Consider the following 15,350-nt stretch of genomic DNA (forward strand, 5'->3'; position numbering starts at 1 on the left):
AGAGCGCTCATGATCGATCCTCAGCGGCGCACGGCCGACAGCAGCGTCTGGAACATGGTGTCGGCGGTGGCGATGATCTGCGCCGCGGCCTGGTAGGCCTGCTGGTAGCGCAGCAGGTCGGCCGCTTCCTCGTCGAGGTTCACGCCGCTCACCGACTCGCGCTCGGCGGTCACCTGCGCGTGGATCGCGCTCTGCGCCCCATGGCTCAGGTTGGCGTGGCGCGCGTCGGTGCCCACGCGCGCAGTCAGCTGGGTCAGCCCGGCGGTCAGCGAGAGGTTGCCGCCGTCGAGGATGCCCTGCTGGTCGAGCCCGCCCAGCACGCGCGCATTGCCGTTGTCGGTCGAGCGCGGCGGGGTGCGCGCCAGGCTGAAGCTGTCGCCGGCCGCGGGCGCACCTTCCAGCGTCAGCGACCAGCCGCCCGCGGCATCGGCGATCGGACTGCCGGGGGTGTAGGTGTAGGGCCCGTTGCCGTCGATGGTGTACTGGTTGGCGTCGATGAACTCGATCGTCGCACCGGTGAAGCCTGCGAACGCCGCGGCATTGGTGACCTGGGCCGAGGCCGCGCGGGCGTTGCCGAGATTGCCGGCGTCGGCGCCGGCCTGCAGCGGCGAGGCCGCGGCGATCTGCGCGCCATCGGTCAGCGCCACGCGCAGGCTGGCGGCGGCATCGGCCGAGGGGCGCAGCGCGAAACGATCGCCGGCCGCGGGCGTGCCGCCGACCTCGAAGGCCATGCCCGCGACGCGGAACGGATCGGCCGCGGTGCCGCTGCCGGTCATCGGCACGGCCTCGCCGGTGTCGGCGCGGGTGGCCGACCAGGCGCCGTCGAAGCGCAGCACCAGGTCGTGGCCCTTGAGCGTGGAGGCGTCGTCGATGCGCGGGCTGATCGTGGCGCTGCCGCCGTTGCCGGTATGCGCATCCACGCGCGGCGGCGACAGCGCGAAGAAGTCGGCGCCGGGCGCGCCGTTGTAGTCCACGCCGGCACGTTGCGCGGCATTGAACGAGGTCGCGAACACGGTGGCCAGGCGGCCGAGTTCGGCGCGCGCGGGATCGAGCACGCGCTCGCGGAATTCGAGCACGCCGCCCATCTCGCCCGAGACGCTCGACGAGGGCAGGCGCACGGTGCCGCCGGGGCTGTCGACGGCGAGCAGCTGGCGGTCGGGCCGCAGCGGATCGACCACGGTGCTGAGCTTCATCGACTGCGCGCCCAGCACCAGCGGCTGGCCGCCGGCGGTGAACACGTTGAGCATGCCGCCGTCCTGCTCCACTGCGGTGGCGCCGACCAGGCCGGCCAGGCGCTCGATGCGCAGGGCGCGGGCGTCGAGCAGGTCGGGCGCGACCTTGCTGCCGCCGGCGTGGATGGCGCGGTTGAGGTCGGCGATCTCCAGCGACAGCTGGTTGGCATCGGACACGGTGCCCTGCAGGCGCTGCCCGGCCTCCTGCTCGAGCGCGGACAGCTGGCCGTCGAGCGAGCGCCAGCGCCCGGCCAGCTGCTCGCCGCTGGCCAGCAGCTGGCCGCGGGCGACGCTGGAGCCGGGATCGGCGGCCAGCGCGTCGGCGGCGTTGAAGAACGCCGACCACTGCGCGGTCATGCCCGTCGCCGGATCCGAGACCAGGGCATCGACGCGGCCGGACAGCGAGGACAGCTGCCCGAGCCTGCCGAGTTCGCCGCTGCTGTCGACCTGGCGCGCGAACACCAGGCCGTCGGCAAGCCGCTGCAGGCTGGTCGCGCTGACGCCCTGTCCGACCCAGTTGGCGCCCTCGGGCTGGCCCGGGCGCGAAGCCAGTTCGACCCGCTGGCGGCTGTAGCCGGGGGTCGAGGCGTTGGCGACGTTGTGGCTGACGGTGCCCAGCGCGCGCTGGAACGCGAGCAGCGCGGAGGTGCCGGAGCTGAGCATGCCGGACATGGTTTATCCCCTGGGGCCGACGGCGAGCGCCGCGACGGTATTGGTGGCGGTGATCGCCGGTGCTGCCGCCGGTGCGGCCGCGTACTGCAGCGCCGCGTCGCCGCGCGCGGGCATCGCGGCCAGCGCGCGGTTGAGTGTGGCGCCATTGGCGATCGCGGTGATCTTGGCGGCGTAGGACGGATCGGTGGCGTAGCCGGCCTTCTGCAGCGCGCTGGCAAAGCGCTGCACGTCGCCGCCGGTGCCGCGCGCGGCGGCGTAGCGGTCCTTGCCGATCAGGCGGGTGTAGTCGGCGAAGCTATCGGCCACCGAGCCATAGGCGCGGAATTCTGCGCGCTCGTCGACGCGCTTGCCGCCGACGAACTCGTGGGTGCGCGAACTCATGCGCTCGCCCTTCCAGCTGCCGGTGGCCTTGATGCCGAACAGGTTCAGCGACGAGGCGTCCTTGCGACCTGCCAGGCGCCGGCCCCAGCCGGTTTCCAGCGCGGCCTGGGCGACCAGCGCCTTGGCCGGCACGCCGAGTTCGGCCGCGGCCTTCTGCGCCTGTGGCCAGATCGACTGCACGAAGGCTTCGGGCGAGCTCGCATCCAGCGGTGCGTCCTCGGCGCCGGCAAACGCGGCATGGTTGAAATCGGGCGTGGGCGACGGCGCCGGCATGGCGTAGGCCTGCAGGTCCATGCCCGGCATCGACACGCCCGAGCGCGTGGGCGCAAGCGGCAGCATTGCCGGCATCGCGGCGCTGGGCGCCAGCGGCATCGCCGCGGCAGGCGCGCCGGTCGCGCGCAGCGGCAAGGCACCAGTGGACACGTCGGTCGTGGCGCCGCTGCTGCGTTCGAGCTGGCGCATGATCATCGGCGCCAGGCCCAGCCCGCGGCCCTTGCCCAGCTCGCGCGCCAGCTGCTGGTCGTACATGTCGCGGTAGCGGGTGTCGCCGCCCAGGCCGCCGTCGGGCGAGGCGCTGCGCATCGACTTGATCAGCATCTGCGCGAACTGCGTTTCCAGCTCGCGCGCCGCCTTCTCGATGTCCGCGCGCGGCGTGGCCTGCGCGGATGCGAGATCGATCGGGCTGGCGGCGGGCAGGCGCATGGCGTACTCAGATCACCTCGAGCTCGGCGCGCAGCGCACCGGCACGCTTGAGCGCCTCGAGGATCGCGACAATGTCGCCCGGCGCGGCGCCGACGGCGTTGACCGCACGCACGATCGCCTCCAGCGACGAGCCGCCTTCGAACAGGAACATGCGGCCGCCGTCCTGGCTCACTTCCAGCGAGGACTGCGGCGCGACCACGGTGCCGCCGCGGCCGAAGGCGCCGGGCTGGCTGACCTGCACGCTCTCGGTGACCGAGACGGTGAGCGAGCCGTGCGACACCGCCGCCGGCATCACCTTGACCTCGCCGCCCATGACCACGGTGCCGGTGCGGGCGTTGACGATGACCTTGGCCGCGGCCGCGCCGGGGGTGATGTCCAGCGTCTCGAGCCGCGCCAGGAAGCCGATGCGGTCGCCGGCCGGCGGCGTGACCTCGATGGTGACGCCGTCGAGCGCGCGCGCGCGGCCCGGGCCGAAGGCGCTGTCGATGGCCGTGACGATGCGCGAGGCGGTGGTGAAGTCGTACTCGTGCAGGTTGAGCGTGACCACGTCGCTCGGCGCCGCGCCGGGCACGGCGCGCTCGACGATGGCGCCGTTGGGAATGCTGCCGCCATTGGGTGCGTTGGTGGAGATACGCGAGCCGTCGCGGCCCGAAGCGCCGAAGCCGCTGACCACCAGGGTGCCCTGCGCGATCGCATAGACCTGGCCGTCGGCGCCCTTGAGCGGCGCCATCAGCAGACTGCCGCCGCGCAGCGAGCCGGCGTTGCCGATCGAGGAAACGGTGACGTTGATGGTCTGGCCCGGCTTGGCGAACGGCGGCAGTTCGGCCTGGATCGCCACCGCGGCCACGTTCTTGAGCTGCGGGTTGACGCCCGGCGGAATGGTGACGCCAAGCTGGTCGAGCATGGTCTTCAGGCTCTGCACCGTGAAGGGCGTCTGGCTGGTGCGGTCGCCGCTGCCGTCCAGGCCCACCACCAGGCCGTAGCCGACCAGCGGGTTGCCGCGCACGCCGGCCACCTGGGCCAGGTCCTTGATGCGCTCGGCCTGCGCCGGCGCAGGCGCCGTCGACAGCAGGGCCGCCAGCAGGCAGGTGGCCAGGGCGGGAAACAGGCGGCGCGCGATGGTCGGTGTCATGTCGCGGCCCTCAGTACGGGAATGCAGCGGAATTGAAGAACCGGCCAAGCCAGCCCATCGCGTTGGAACGCGCCAGCGTGCCGCGACCCCCGTAGAGGATCTCGGCCTGGCCGACGCGATCGGAGCTGATCCGGTTGTCGGGTCCGATATCGGCCGCCCGCACCAGCCCTTGAATCTGCACCAGCTCGTCGCCCTGGTTCAGGCGCATGCGCTTCTCGCCGGCCACGCGCAGGTTGCCGTTGCCGAGGTCCTCGACGACGCTGACGGTGATGTTGCCGGCCAGCTGGTTGCTCTGGGCGCTGTCGCCGCGACCGGCGAAGTCGCGCGTGCCCTCGATCCCGGCCTGCAGCAGCGGGCGGCCGTTGTAGGTGATGTCCTGGCCGAAGATGGTTGGCGCAGCGATGTCCACGCCGCTTTCCTTGCTGACCGCGGTGGTGGCATTGGTGCGGGCGCGGGTGTTCTCGACCAGCACGATGGTCAGCAGGTCGCCGACGCTGCGCGCCTTGTTGTCCTGGAACAGGGACATGGCGCGGTTGCCGCCGCCGGCCGAGGCATAGATCGAGCCGCCGCCGTTGCCGGCCACCGCGGCTGCCGGCACCGCCGCATAGCCCAACGGCGCCGCGGCCCCGTGCACGGGCGCGGCATGCGCGGCGAAGGGACGCGCGTCGCCCATGGTGGCGGCGCAGCCGCCTAGGACGAGCACGAGGCCGCAGGCGAGGAGCGCTTTCATCGGCGTGCTCACAGCTTGTTGTTGAGGTAGGCGAGCATCGAATCGATGGTCGAGATCGCCTTGGCGTTGGTTTCGTAGGCGCGCTGGGTCTCGATCATCGACACCAGCTCCTCGACCACGTTGACGTTGGAGCCTTCCAGCGAGCCCTGCACCACCAGGCCGGTGCCGTTCTCGCCGGGCGCGCCGCTCTGCGCCGGGCCGCTGGCGCCGGTCTCGACAAACAGGTTCTCGCCCTTGGCCTGCAGGCCGGCGGGATTGACGAAATCGGCGATGGTCAGCGCGCCGACCTGCACCGGCTCGGCCTGGCCGGCCAGCTGCACGCTGACCGTGCCGTCGGCGCCGATGGTGATCGACTGCGCGCCCTCGGGCAGCTGCAGGCCCGGCTGCACCGGGAAGCCGGAGTTGGTGACCAGTTCGGCCTGGGCGTTGATCTTGAAGCTGCCGTCGCGGGTGTAGGCGGTGCTGCCGTCGGGCAGCAGCACCTCGAAGAAGCCGCGGCCGTTGATCGCCACATCCAGCGCGCCGCCGGTCTGGCCGAGGCTGCCCTGGGCAAACTCCTTGGCCGTCGCGGCCACGCGCACGCCGGTGCCGGTCGACAGGCCGGTGGGCAGGCTGGTCTGCTCGGAGGTGGCGCCGCCGGGCTGGCGGGTGGTCTGGTAGAGCAGGTCCTCGAAGCTGGCGCGGTCGCGCTTGAAACCGGTGGTGTTGGTGTTGGCGAGGTTGTTGGAAATGACCGCCATGCGCGTCTGCTGCGCGTCGAGGCCGGTCTTGGCGATCCATAGAGCCTGGGTCATGGCGGGATTCCGTCAGTGAAGTGGTCGCGCTCAGCGCGTGGACAGCAGGGTGTTGGCGCTGCGGGCGGTTTCATCACCGCTCTGCAAGACCCGTACCTGCATCTCGAACTGGCGCGCCAGCTCGATCATCGACACCAGCATTCCGGCCGCATCGACGTTGCTGCCTTCGCGCACGCCGGCGACCAGCACGTTGCCGGCGGCGGGCGGTGGCGGTTCGGCGCCCGGCGGCAGCCGCATCAGTCCGTCGTCGCCGCGGGCCATGTCGCGGGTTGCCACTGCCACCACCTGCAGGCGGCCGACCGCGGCCATGGTCGCCATCGGCTGTCCCTGCGGCACCACCGAGATGGTGCCGTCGCCGCCGATCTCGATCGCATCGCTGGGCGGCAGCGCCATCGGCGCGCCGCCTTCGTCCAGCACCTGCAGCCCGCTGGCGGTGGTCAGCAGGCCGTTCTGGTTGAGCTGGAGGTCGCCGGCGCGGGTATAGGCCACGCCGCCGTTGCGGTCCTGCACCGCCAGCCAGTGGCCGGGTGCGAGCGCGACATCCAGTGGATTGCCGGTGGTGGTGCGCGCGCCGGCGGCGTCGCTCACGCCCAGCGTGCGCTGCGAGGCCGCGACCCGCGAGGCGAGCCCCGGGCCTTCGACTGGCGCGGCAACGGTGCCGCTCAGGGTGGCCTGGAAGCCGGTGGTGTCGACGTTGGCCAGGTTGTGCGCGACCGAGGCCTGGCCGCGCAGCGTGGCGCTGGCGCCGGTCATCGCGATGTAGAGGGACTTGTCCATGCGGACCTCGCTGTGGCGGTCGGGCGGGCGCGTCGCGCCCTTGCCCACTGCCGCTGCAACATCCGTGCCGCGGCGGCGCGCGGATCGGCGCCAGCGGGCCGCAGCCGCTGGCGCCGCGTGGTCAGCGGATGTTGATGACCGTCTGGGTCAGCGCGTCCTGGGCCTGGATCATCTGTGCGTTGGCCTGGAAGTTGCGCTGCGCGGTGATCATGTTCACCAGCTGCTCGGTGAGGTTGACGTTGGAGGCTTCCAGCGCGCCGCCCTGGACCGCGCCGAACTCGGCGCTGCCGGCCGCGCCGCGCCGGGCCAGGCCGGAGCCGTGGGTTTCGGCCCAGGCGTTGTCGCCCACCGGCTGCAGGCCCTGTGGATTGGCGAAGTTGGTCAACGCCACCTGGCCCAGCGGCGTGGACACGCCGTTGCTGTAGCGCGCGCTGACCACGCCCTCGGCCGAGACCTCGATGTTGCTCAGGCGACCGGTCGAATGGCCGTCCTGGATCAGCGCGGAGACCCCGAACCGGTCGCCGTACTGGGTGGTGCGTTCCAGGTCCAGGGTCAGGTCCAGCGCCGCGGCGCCGCCCGGGATGGTGTGGGTCGGCAGGGCAATCTCGCCGTTGGCCGGCGTGATCAGGGTGCCGGTATTGGAATACTGCAGCGTCTGCGCACCGCCCACGTCGACGCCGTCGACCTGGGTGTGCACCTGCCATTCGTTGGCATTGGCGGTGCGCACGAAGTACATCGACTGCGAATGCGGCGCACCCAGCGAGTCGTACACGGTCACCGAGGTGGTGTGGTTGTAGGTCTCCGGGTCGCTGGCGGCAAACGGCGCCATCGCCGGCGCGGCGGCGTTGCCCGGCAGGTTCAGGCCCAGCGAGACGTGCTCGGTGGCGCGCGGCGGCGCATCGCCGGTGGCCAGGCGCAGGTCGCCCATGCGGCCGGTGTCGAAGCCGTCGCCGCTGGCATTGGGCATGAACACCTGCAGGCGCTGGCCGGTCGGGTTGACCACGTAGCCCTCGCGGTCGGCGCCGAAGTTGCCGGCGCGCGAATACGAGATGCCGCCGCCGCCTGCCAGGGTGAAGAAGCCCTCACCGCTCAGCGCCATGTCCAGCGACTTGCCGGTGTGGTCGACGTTGCCCTGGGCGAACTGCTGGGCCACGCGCTGCAGGCGCACGCCGGCGCCGATGGTGTTGCTCGACAGGCCGTGCGCGGAGGCCGCGAACACGTCGCCGAACTCGCCGCGCGATTGCTTGAAGCCGGTGCTGTTGGAGTTGGCGATGTTGTTGGAGGTGATGTTGAGGTCGGCCGACGCTGCGTTCATGCCGCTCAGCGAGATCAGGAAACTCATGGTGTGCTCCTTGGAAGGAAGGTCCGCACGTCGCGCGGACGCGCGGCGGTCAGCCGATGCGGTGGATCGCCGACAGCGGGACGCTGCCCATGCCGGCGAGGTTGAGGAACAGTCCGTTGGGTTCGATCGAAACGCTGTCCACGCGCGCGCTGGCGCGGATCGGCAGCAGCTCGGCGTCCTTGGCCGATGGATCGCTGGCGCCGGTGACGGCGCGGAAGCTGTAGCTGCCGGCGGCGACGGTGTTGCCGGTCTCGTCGCGGCCGTCCCATTCGAAGGACGCGGCGCCTGCAGCGGTGGCGTCCACCGTCATGCGGCGCACGCGCACCCCGTTGGCGTCGACCACGTCGAGCGTGACCGGTCCGGCCGAAGCCGCCACGACTTCGCCGCGCAGGCCCGCGCCCGCGGCCAGCGGCACCGAGTCGATCGCGACCAGGGCGTCGTGGCCGACCAGCGAAGCCGCGCGCAGGGTCTGGTCGGACTCCATCACGCTGGCCATCGCCGCCATCGCGCCCTGCATCCCTTCGATGCCCTGCACGGTGGAAAACTGCGCCAGCTGGCCGAGGAACTGGTTGTTGTCCAGCGGTTTGAGCGGGTCCTGGTTCTTGAGCTGTTCGGTCATCAGGTGCAGGAAATCGGCCTGGCCGAGCGCGCTGCTGCGCGTGGCCTGCTGCTGGCCGAGGCCGAGCGAGGCGTAGTCGCTGCCATTGGCAATCGTGGTCATGGTGGATCCTCGGGCGGGCGCGCTCAGCGGCCCATGTTCAGGGTGGCCATCGCCAGTTCCTTGGCGGCGTTGAAGACCTCGACGTTGGCCTGGTAGCTGCGCGAGGCGGAAATCAGATCGACCATCTGCGCCACCGGGTCGATGTCGGGCGCGTACACGTAGCCCTCGCCGTCGGCGAGCGGGTGGCCGGGTTCGTAGCGCCGCAGCGGCGCGGCGTTGCTGTCCAGCACTTCGTCCACGCGCACGCCGGCCAGCGCCGGGTTACCCTCGATGGTCGTGGCCGAAAACACCGGCTGCTTGGCGCGGAACACCTCGTCGGGGTTGCCCGACACCGAGTTGGCGTTGGCCAGGTTGGAGGCGATGGTGCTCAGTCGCACCGACTGCGCGTTCATCGCCGAACCGGCGACGTCGAAGATCGGCAGGTTGCTCATGGGCGGGCTCCGGTCATGGCGCTCACTGGCCGGTGATCGCGGTCAGCATTCCGCGCACCTTGGACTCGACGAAGGACATCGAGGCGCGGTATTCGAGGGTGGCCTGGGCGAACACCGCGTTCTCGCGGTCGCCGTCGACGGTGTTGCCGTCGAGGCTGGGCTGCGACGAGGCCCGGGTGTAGCGCGCGGCCTCGCTGGCGGCGGTGATCGCATCGCCGCCGGCCGCACTGGCCGGGTGCAGCGCCGCGGACAGCGCGCTGTTGAAATCCAGGTCCTGGGCCTTGTAGCCCGGGGTGTCGGCGTTGGCGATGTTGGCGCTGAGCAACTGCAGGCGCTGCTCGCGCAGGGCAAGCGCGGTGCCGTGGATGCCAAGGAAATCGGACATGGGCCCTCCGGGGGCGGATACGCCCTGGAGGACAGGCAAGCGGTGTGCCAGCGGTGCCCCGCGAGCGCCGCCGGAGCTCAGCCCAGGGCGCTGACCCGGGCGGTGACCCGTTGCGCCAGCTCGCGTTCGGAGTACTTGGGCACGAAGTCGTCGGCGCCCACGCGCTCGACCATGGCCTGGTTGAACACCCCCGACAGCGAGGTGTGCAGCAGCACGAACAGGCCGCGCAGGGCCGGGTCGCGACGGATTTCCGTCGTCAGGGTGTAGCCGTCCATCGCCGGCATCTCGATGTCGGAGATCACCATCGCGTAGCGCTCGCCCGGCGGCTCGCCGTTGCGGGCCAGCGCCTGCAGGTGGTCCAGCGCCTGGCGGCCATCCGAGAGCAGCACCGCCTCCAGCCCCAGCTGTTCGAGCACCGCGCGGATCTGGTTGCGGGCCACGCGCGAGTCGTCGACCACCAGCACTTCGCGCGGGCCGCCGTTCATCGGCACCGGCGCGAGCGTGCCCAGGTCGCTGCCGCGCGGGGCCGACTCGGCCAGCACGCTTTCCACGTCGATCAGCTGGATCAGCTCGCCCTGGTGGCGGGCGACGCCGGTCAGGTAGTTGCAGTCGCCGCCGAGGTCGGGCGGGGGCTGGATGTGTTCGACGGCGATGTTGACGATCCGGTCCACGCCGGCCACCAGGAAGCCCTGCACGGTGCGGTTGAACTCGGTCACGACCAGGTAGTTGGGCTCGCCCACGTCCTCGCCGTCATGTCCGATCGCGCGCGCGAGATCGAGCACGGGCACGCTGCGTCCGCGCACGTCGGCGGCGCCGGCAAAGGCCTTGGGCAGCTGCGGCAGGGTGAACAGCGGCGGCCGCTGCAGCACTTCCTTGACCTTGAATACGTTGACGCCAAAAAGCTGACGGCTGCCCAGCCGGAACAGCAGCAGCGCCAGCCGGTTGTGGCCGGCCAGCCGGGTGCGCTGGTCGATGCGGTCAAGCAGGTCCTGGCTCATGGAACAGGGTGTCGGCCGCAGCAGCCGGATCTTGAGGCGCCCTGAGTCCTGGATCTCCGCGATTCGCCGGACCACCGCCGCAAGCCTCGTCATCCCCGCGAACGCGGGGATCCGGCCTTACCTGGCGGCAGACGCGGCGGTGCCGACGGGCTCCGGACGGGCCACAGCGCCGCGGGGGGAGATGGCGCACCGCTCGGGCAGACGTCCATGTCCGCACTCGCGGCCGCGGCACATCCATGTGCCGCTTGCACCATCTCCCCCCGCGTCCCTGCGGCTCGATGCTTTCGGTCTTCGCCTTCGGGCAGGCGGCGAAAGAGGTCCCGGCGACCTGCAAGGCCGCGCTGTGCAAGGGGTCCGTCTGTCCGAAGGGGGAAAACAAAGGATCGCTGAGCTGGGTCTCGGCGGCCGGTGGTCGCGACAAGCGCGCCATGGATGGCGCGCGCCCGAGTCAGGGCAGGATGCCCTGACCGAGGGAAAAGCGACTACCGGCCGACGGGGCCCGGCGTCCGTCCGAACCCCGTGCCGGACATCACTCGGGCACAGCACTTGCAGCACAGACCACGAAGGTCCCGTCACACAGGAGCAATCCGTGCCCGTTGTCGAACCCAAGGCGCCGCGTCACGCTCGGCGATCGTGCCATCGCGCCGTGCTCGGGCTCTGGCTGGCCATGGTTTGGGTGGCCGGCCCTGCCATGGCGATATCGATGCAGCCACTGGAATCAATTGCCGAGGCCGCCGTGGCCGCCGTCGGCGCCGGCGATGCCCAGTCGGCTGAAGCGGTGCTGGCGCACTCGCTGCGGCTGCGGCGCTGCACGCAGCCGCTGCAGGCGGTGGCCACCGGTCCGACCACCGCCCAGGTGCGCTGCGACGACAGTCCGGGCTGGAAACTGTATGTACCGGTGCGCGTGCGCCGCGAGGCCGAGGTGGTGGTGCTGCGCACGCCCGCCGCCAGCGGGGTGCCGATCACCGCCGAGCAGTTGGTGGTGCAGCGCCGGGATGTCGGCGCCGCGGGCGGGGAGACTTTCCAGGACCCTGTGGCGCTGGTGGGCCGCGTGCCCAGCCGCGCCCTCGCGCCCGGCGTGGTGCCGACCGAAAACGACCTGTCGCTGGGCGCCCCGCTGCGCCGCGGCGACCCGGTGGTGCTGGTCTCGCGCACCGGCGGGGTCGAGGTGCGGATGCCTGGGCGCGCGCTGGGGCCGGCCCAGACCGGTGGCCGCATCGGGGTGGAGAACGTCTCCTCGCGCCGCGTCCTGCGCGGGCGCCTGGTCGCCGAGGGGTTGGTCGAACTGCTGCCATGACCTGCCTGGAGGCCGATTCAAGCTCGGGTTCAAGTTCCCGCGACGGGCGCCGTTACAGTGCCCGACAGGGAACCCCCAGGAGCGAGCCATGACCCACAAGATCGAAGGCACCGGGCCAATCGCACGGCCCGCCGAAACGGCCAGTCGGCCAGTGCCGACGGTGCGTGCCGGCGCCGAGCGCGGCCCCGTTGCCGCCACCGAAAGCGTCCGCCTCACCGGCGAGGCCGAAGGCCTGCAGGCGCTGGAGCGCGAGCTCGGCACCGGCCCGGCCGGCATCGACGTGGCGCGCGTCAACGCGCTGCGTGCCGCGATTGCCGACGGCAGTTACCAGGTCGACGCGCAGGCGGTGGCCTCGCGCATGCTCGACCTCGATCGGCAACTGGGCGGCTGACGATGCACGCCGTCGCCGTTGCCGACCATCCGCTCGAAGCGCTCGAACGCGCCCTCGACGCCGAGCGCCGGGCGCTGCTGGAGAACGACGTCGACGCATTGCTCAGCTCCACTGCCGCCAAGCTCGACGCGCTGCGGCGCGCCGAGTCGGCGCAACCGGGCGTGATCGCCGCCGAACGCCTCGAAGCGCTGCGCCAGCAGAACCAGGCCAACGGCGTGCTGCTGTCGCGGCGCCGGCGCGAGGTGGGCTGGGCGCTGCGCCATATCGGCCGCGTCGAATCCACCGGCGTGTACGATTCGCGTGGACAGCCGGGCGCCCGTCCCCAGGCGCGCTGTCTCGGAGTGGGATGAGCGGACACGGCAGCGACAGGCAGGACGACCCCGGCATCGCGCAGGCCTGCGGCGACCTCGACTGGGCGTTCCGCACCTCCGAGAACGCGGTGATCCTGCTCGACGGTGATCGCCGCCCGCTGCTTGCCAATGCCTCGGCCCATGCGCTGGCCGAGCGCGCCCTGCCGGGCCAGGGCCCCGACGATCTTTTGGCGCTGCTGCCGGCGAGCGCCTGGGAGCATGCGCGCAGCAGCGGCCGCTGGGCGGGCGAAGTCACCGCGCCCTCGGGCATGGTGCTCGAGATCGTGGTGCGCGGCGGCCAGCGTGACGGCGTCGATCGCCACCTGGTCACCCTCGAGGACGTGTCCCAGCGCAATGCCGGACAGGCCGAGCTGCAGCGTCGCCACGACGAGCTGCAGGCCGCGCATCGCCGCCTCGCCGGCACCCAGGAACAGCTGCTGCAGTCGGAGAAGATGGCCTCGATCGGCCTGCTCGCCGCCGGCGTCGCGCACGAGATCAACAACCCGATCGGCTACGTGCACTCCAACCTGGGCACGCTGCAGGAATACATCGGCGCGCTGTTCGCGCTGATCGAATGCCACGACGAGGCGCTGCAGGCGCCCGACCCGGCCGCAGCGCAGCAGGACGTGCGCGCCCAGCGCGAGCGCCTGGACATCGACTTCATCCTCGGCGACCTGCCCAAGCTGCTGGCGGAGTCGCGCGAGGGCATCGAGCGCGTGACCAAGATCGTGCAGGACCTGAAGGAGTTCTCCTACGTCGGCCGCGGCGATCCGATGCGGCCCTCGGACCTGCACAAGGGCCTGGAATCCACCCTCAACATCGTCTGGAACGACCTCAAGTACAAGGTGCGGGTGGAGAAGCACTACGGCGATCTGCCGCTGGTGGAATGCCACCTGTCGGAGATCAACCAGGTACTGATGAGCCTGCTGATCAACGCCGGCCAGTCGATCGACAACCGCGGCACCATCGTACTCACCACCGGCGCAGAGGACGGCGAGGCCTGGGTCAGCATTGCCGACAGCGGCTGCGGGATCCCGGCCGAGGCGCTGCCGCGCATCTTCGATCCGTTCTTCACCAGCAAGCCGATCGGCCGCGGCACCGGCCTGGGGCTGGCGATCGCCTACAGCATCGTGTCCAAGCACCACGGCCGCATCGAGGTGGCCAGCGAAATCGGCGTGGGCAGCACCTTCCGCGTGGTGCTGCCGGTCACGCAGCCGGCCGCCAGCGACGCGCAGGATCAGTAGCCGGGGTAGCTGCCGTCTGCGTTGCGCTCGTGCGAGCGGAACGCGGCCTCGATGTGGCCGCGCAGCTCGTCGTCGTTCCAGGGCTTGGTCAGGAAGCGGTAGATCGCGCCGCGGTTGATCGCCTCGGTGATGGTGGCCAGGTCGGTGTAGCCCGACAGCACCATCCGCACCGTGTCCGGATACAGGTCGCGCACCTTGGCCAGGAACTCGGTGCCGCTCATGTCGGGCATGCGCTGGTCGGACACGATCACCTGCACGGTGTTGCTGGCCAGCAGGTCGAACGCCTCGCGCACGGTGTTGGCGGTGAGCACCTTGTAGCCGTCGCGGCGGAACAGGCGCACCAGCGAGCGCAGCATGTTCTCCTCGTCGTCGAGCAGCAGCAGGGTGCGCTCGGGATGGGTGGCGGCGAACGCGGAGGGCAGCAGGAAGCGGCGCTGCACCAGCGGGTCGAGCAGCTCCGCCGGCAGCGGCGGGCTGAACAGGTGGCCGATGAAGAAGTCGCAGTGGTTGCGGCGCAGGAAGCCCAGTTCGGCCTCGGTCTCCACGCCCTTGGCGGTGAGCTTCATGCCCAGCCGGTGGGCCATGGCGATGATGCCGCGCACGATCGCGGCGCTGCGCGGATCGCTGTCGACGTTGCGGATGAAGCTGCGGCCGATCTTGAGCCGGTCCAGCGGGTACTGCGCCAGCGCCGCGAAGCTCAGCCCGCCCATGCCGAAATCCTGCACCGCCAGCGTCGCGCCCAGCGCGCGCAGCCCGCCGAGGGTGTCGTGGATGCGGTGTGCGTCCAGCGCAAGCGCGCTTTCGGGCACTTCGAACTCGAACGAGGCCGCGCGCAGCTGGTGCCGGTGCAGGCGTTCGCCGATGACGTCCAGGCAGTCGGGCTGCGACAGCAGCATGCTGTCCAGGTGCACCGACAGCATCAGGTAGTCCAGGCCGCGTTCGCGCCACGTCACCAGCTGCCGCATCGCCGCATCGACCACCCACAGCCCGAGCCGGTTGGACAGGCCGGCGCGTTCCACCCGGGCCAGGAAGCGGTTCGGGCGCAGCAGGCCATGGTGGGCCGAATCCCAGCGCAGCAGCGCGCTGAAGCCAACCAGCCCGCCGTCCTGCGCCGCGACCTGCGGCTGGTAGTACAGCCGCATCTCGTCGTTGCCGAGCGCCTCGACGAAGCGCCCGGCGAATGCGCCCTCCGAGGCGACCTTGCCCGACGCACCGGAGTACAACCCGACGTTGTTGTGGCCGCCGCGCTTGATCTCCAGCAGCGCGCGCTCGGCGCTGGCCAGCAGCGCGGCGGCGTCGGCGCCGTGCTCGGGGAACACCGCGATGCCGATCGACACGGTTACCGGCAGCGTATACGGCGGGATCGACAGCGGCGCTTCCAGCGCGTCGCGGAACAGCTCGGCCAGTGCCTCGCCGCTGGGCTCGCCGTCGCGGTAGGCGATGCAGGCGATGAACTCGTCGCTCGACAGCCGCCACAGCGATGCCCCGTGCGGCATCGCCTTGCGCAGCCGCTGCGCGACCGCGGCCAGCACCTGGTCGCCGACCGCCTCGCCCATGTTGGCGTTGACCAGCTGCAGCATGTCGATGTCGACGTGCAGCATGGCCAGGCTGCGCTTGCTGGCGCGCGCCCCGGCCAGCGACGCGGTCAGGCTGGGCCCGCCTGCGCCAAGCCGGTACAGCGAGGTCACCGGATCGACCGGGACGCCGCTGGGTTCGTGGTAGCCGAGATTCATGCCCGAAGGGTATCCCGTCGACGCGACCGCTTCATCGC

The 15,350-nt window shown here is 71.4% G+C and carries 16 protein-coding genes; 4 read left to right on the forward strand and 12 right to left on the reverse strand.

The window, feature by feature from the left end; translation table 11 throughout:
- Positions 1-20: 20 nt before the first annotated feature.
- The 11 genes from flgK to ACW5DW_RS00280 all read right to left on the reverse strand — a co-directional run bounded on the left by flgK (position 21) and on the right by ACW5DW_RS00280 (position 10,297).
- Positions 21-1,904 (reverse strand): flagellar hook-associated protein FlgK, encoded by a 1,884-nt coding sequence (flgK, locus tag ACW5DW_RS00230; protein ID WP_457016485.1) that lies wholly within the window; start codon positions 1,902-1,904, stop codon positions 21-23.
- A gap of 3 nt (positions 1,905-1,907) precedes the next feature.
- Positions 1,908-2,987: a flagellar assembly peptidoglycan hydrolase FlgJ gene (flgJ, locus tag ACW5DW_RS00235; RefSeq protein WP_457016487.1), complete on the reverse strand. Its 1,080-nt coding sequence runs from the start codon at positions 2,985-2,987 to the stop codon at positions 1,908-1,910.
- 7 nt (positions 2,988-2,994) lie between these two features.
- Positions 2,995-4,119: a flagellar basal body P-ring protein FlgI gene (locus tag ACW5DW_RS00240; protein WP_457016489.1), complete on the reverse strand. Its 1,125-nt coding sequence runs from the start codon at positions 4,117-4,119 to the stop codon at positions 2,995-2,997.
- Between the two features lie 10 nt (positions 4,120-4,129).
- A complete protein-coding gene (gene flgH / locus ACW5DW_RS00245) occupies positions 4,130-4,849 on the reverse strand; it encodes a flagellar basal body L-ring protein FlgH (RefSeq protein ID WP_457016491.1) in 720 nt (239 codons plus the stop codon).
- 8 nt (positions 4,850-4,857) lie between these two features.
- Entirely contained in the window at positions 4,858-5,643 is a 786-nt protein-coding gene (gene flgG, locus ACW5DW_RS00250; protein WP_457016493.1) for a flagellar basal-body rod protein FlgG, read from the reverse strand.
- Positions 5,644-5,673: 30 nt separating this feature from the next.
- On the reverse strand, positions 5,674-6,420 hold the full coding sequence (locus tag ACW5DW_RS00255) for a flagellar basal body rod protein FlgF (protein WP_457016495.1): 747 nt from the start codon (positions 6,418-6,420) through the stop codon (positions 5,674-5,676).
- Positions 6,421-6,541: 121 nt separating this feature from the next.
- Positions 6,542-7,762 (reverse strand): flagellar hook protein FlgE, encoded by a 1,221-nt coding sequence (flgE, locus tag ACW5DW_RS00260; RefSeq protein WP_457016496.1) that lies wholly within the window; start codon positions 7,760-7,762, stop codon positions 6,542-6,544.
- 49 nt (positions 7,763-7,811) lie between these two features.
- Complete coding sequence (locus tag ACW5DW_RS00265) at positions 7,812-8,483, reverse strand: flagellar hook assembly protein FlgD (protein WP_457016497.1); 672 nt, start codon at positions 8,481-8,483, stop codon at positions 7,812-7,814.
- Between the two features lie 23 nt (positions 8,484-8,506).
- Complete coding sequence (gene flgC / locus ACW5DW_RS00270) at positions 8,507-8,914, reverse strand: flagellar basal body rod protein FlgC (RefSeq protein ID WP_457016498.1); 408 nt, start codon at positions 8,912-8,914, stop codon at positions 8,507-8,509.
- A gap of 22 nt (positions 8,915-8,936) precedes the next feature.
- Positions 8,937-9,299 (reverse strand): flagellar basal body rod protein FlgB, encoded by a 363-nt coding sequence (gene flgB / locus ACW5DW_RS00275; protein WP_457016500.1) that lies wholly within the window; start codon positions 9,297-9,299, stop codon positions 8,937-8,939.
- Positions 9,300-9,376: 77 nt separating this feature from the next.
- The gene (locus ACW5DW_RS00280; protein WP_457016502.1) at positions 9,377-10,297 is read right to left on the reverse strand and encodes a chemotaxis protein CheV; all 921 of its coding nucleotides are present in this window, start codon (positions 10,295-10,297) and stop codon (positions 9,377-9,379) included.
- Positions 10,298-11,000: 703 nt separating this feature from the next.
- On the opposite strand from ACW5DW_RS00280, the gene flgA reads away from it, so the two are divergent.
- The 4 genes from flgA (at position 11,001) to ACW5DW_RS00300 (ending at position 13,579) form a co-directional block, all read left to right on the forward strand.
- Entirely contained in the window at positions 11,001-11,594 is a 594-nt protein-coding gene (gene flgA, locus ACW5DW_RS00285; RefSeq protein ID WP_457016504.1) for a flagellar basal body P-ring formation chaperone FlgA, read from the forward strand.
- An 88-nt stretch (positions 11,595-11,682) separates the two neighbouring features.
- Positions 11,683-11,985 (forward strand): flagellar biosynthesis anti-sigma factor FlgM, encoded by a 303-nt coding sequence (flgM, locus tag ACW5DW_RS00290; protein WP_457016506.1) that lies wholly within the window; start codon positions 11,683-11,685, stop codon positions 11,983-11,985.
- A gap of 2 nt (positions 11,986-11,987) precedes the next feature.
- Positions 11,988-12,335, forward strand: a complete 348-nt coding sequence (locus tag ACW5DW_RS00295) for a flagellar protein FlgN (protein ID WP_457016508.1) — start codon at positions 11,988-11,990, stop codon at positions 12,333-12,335.
- Positions 12,332-13,579: an ATP-binding protein gene (locus ACW5DW_RS00300; RefSeq protein ID WP_457016510.1), complete on the forward strand. Its 1,248-nt coding sequence runs from the start codon at positions 12,332-12,334 to the stop codon at positions 13,577-13,579. The genes ACW5DW_RS00295 and ACW5DW_RS00300 overlap by 4 nt, the downstream gene beginning before the upstream one ends.
- Here ACW5DW_RS00300 and ACW5DW_RS00305 read toward each other — a convergent pair.
- Positions 13,573-15,312, reverse strand: coding sequence for an EAL domain-containing protein (locus tag ACW5DW_RS00305; protein ID WP_457018361.1), 1,740 nt, complete (start codon positions 15,310-15,312; stop codon positions 13,573-13,575). The genes ACW5DW_RS00300 and ACW5DW_RS00305 overlap by 7 nt on opposite strands.
- Positions 15,313-15,350 lie beyond the last annotated feature (38 nt).

This window comes from Luteimonas sp. A482, from assembly GCF_054072655.1.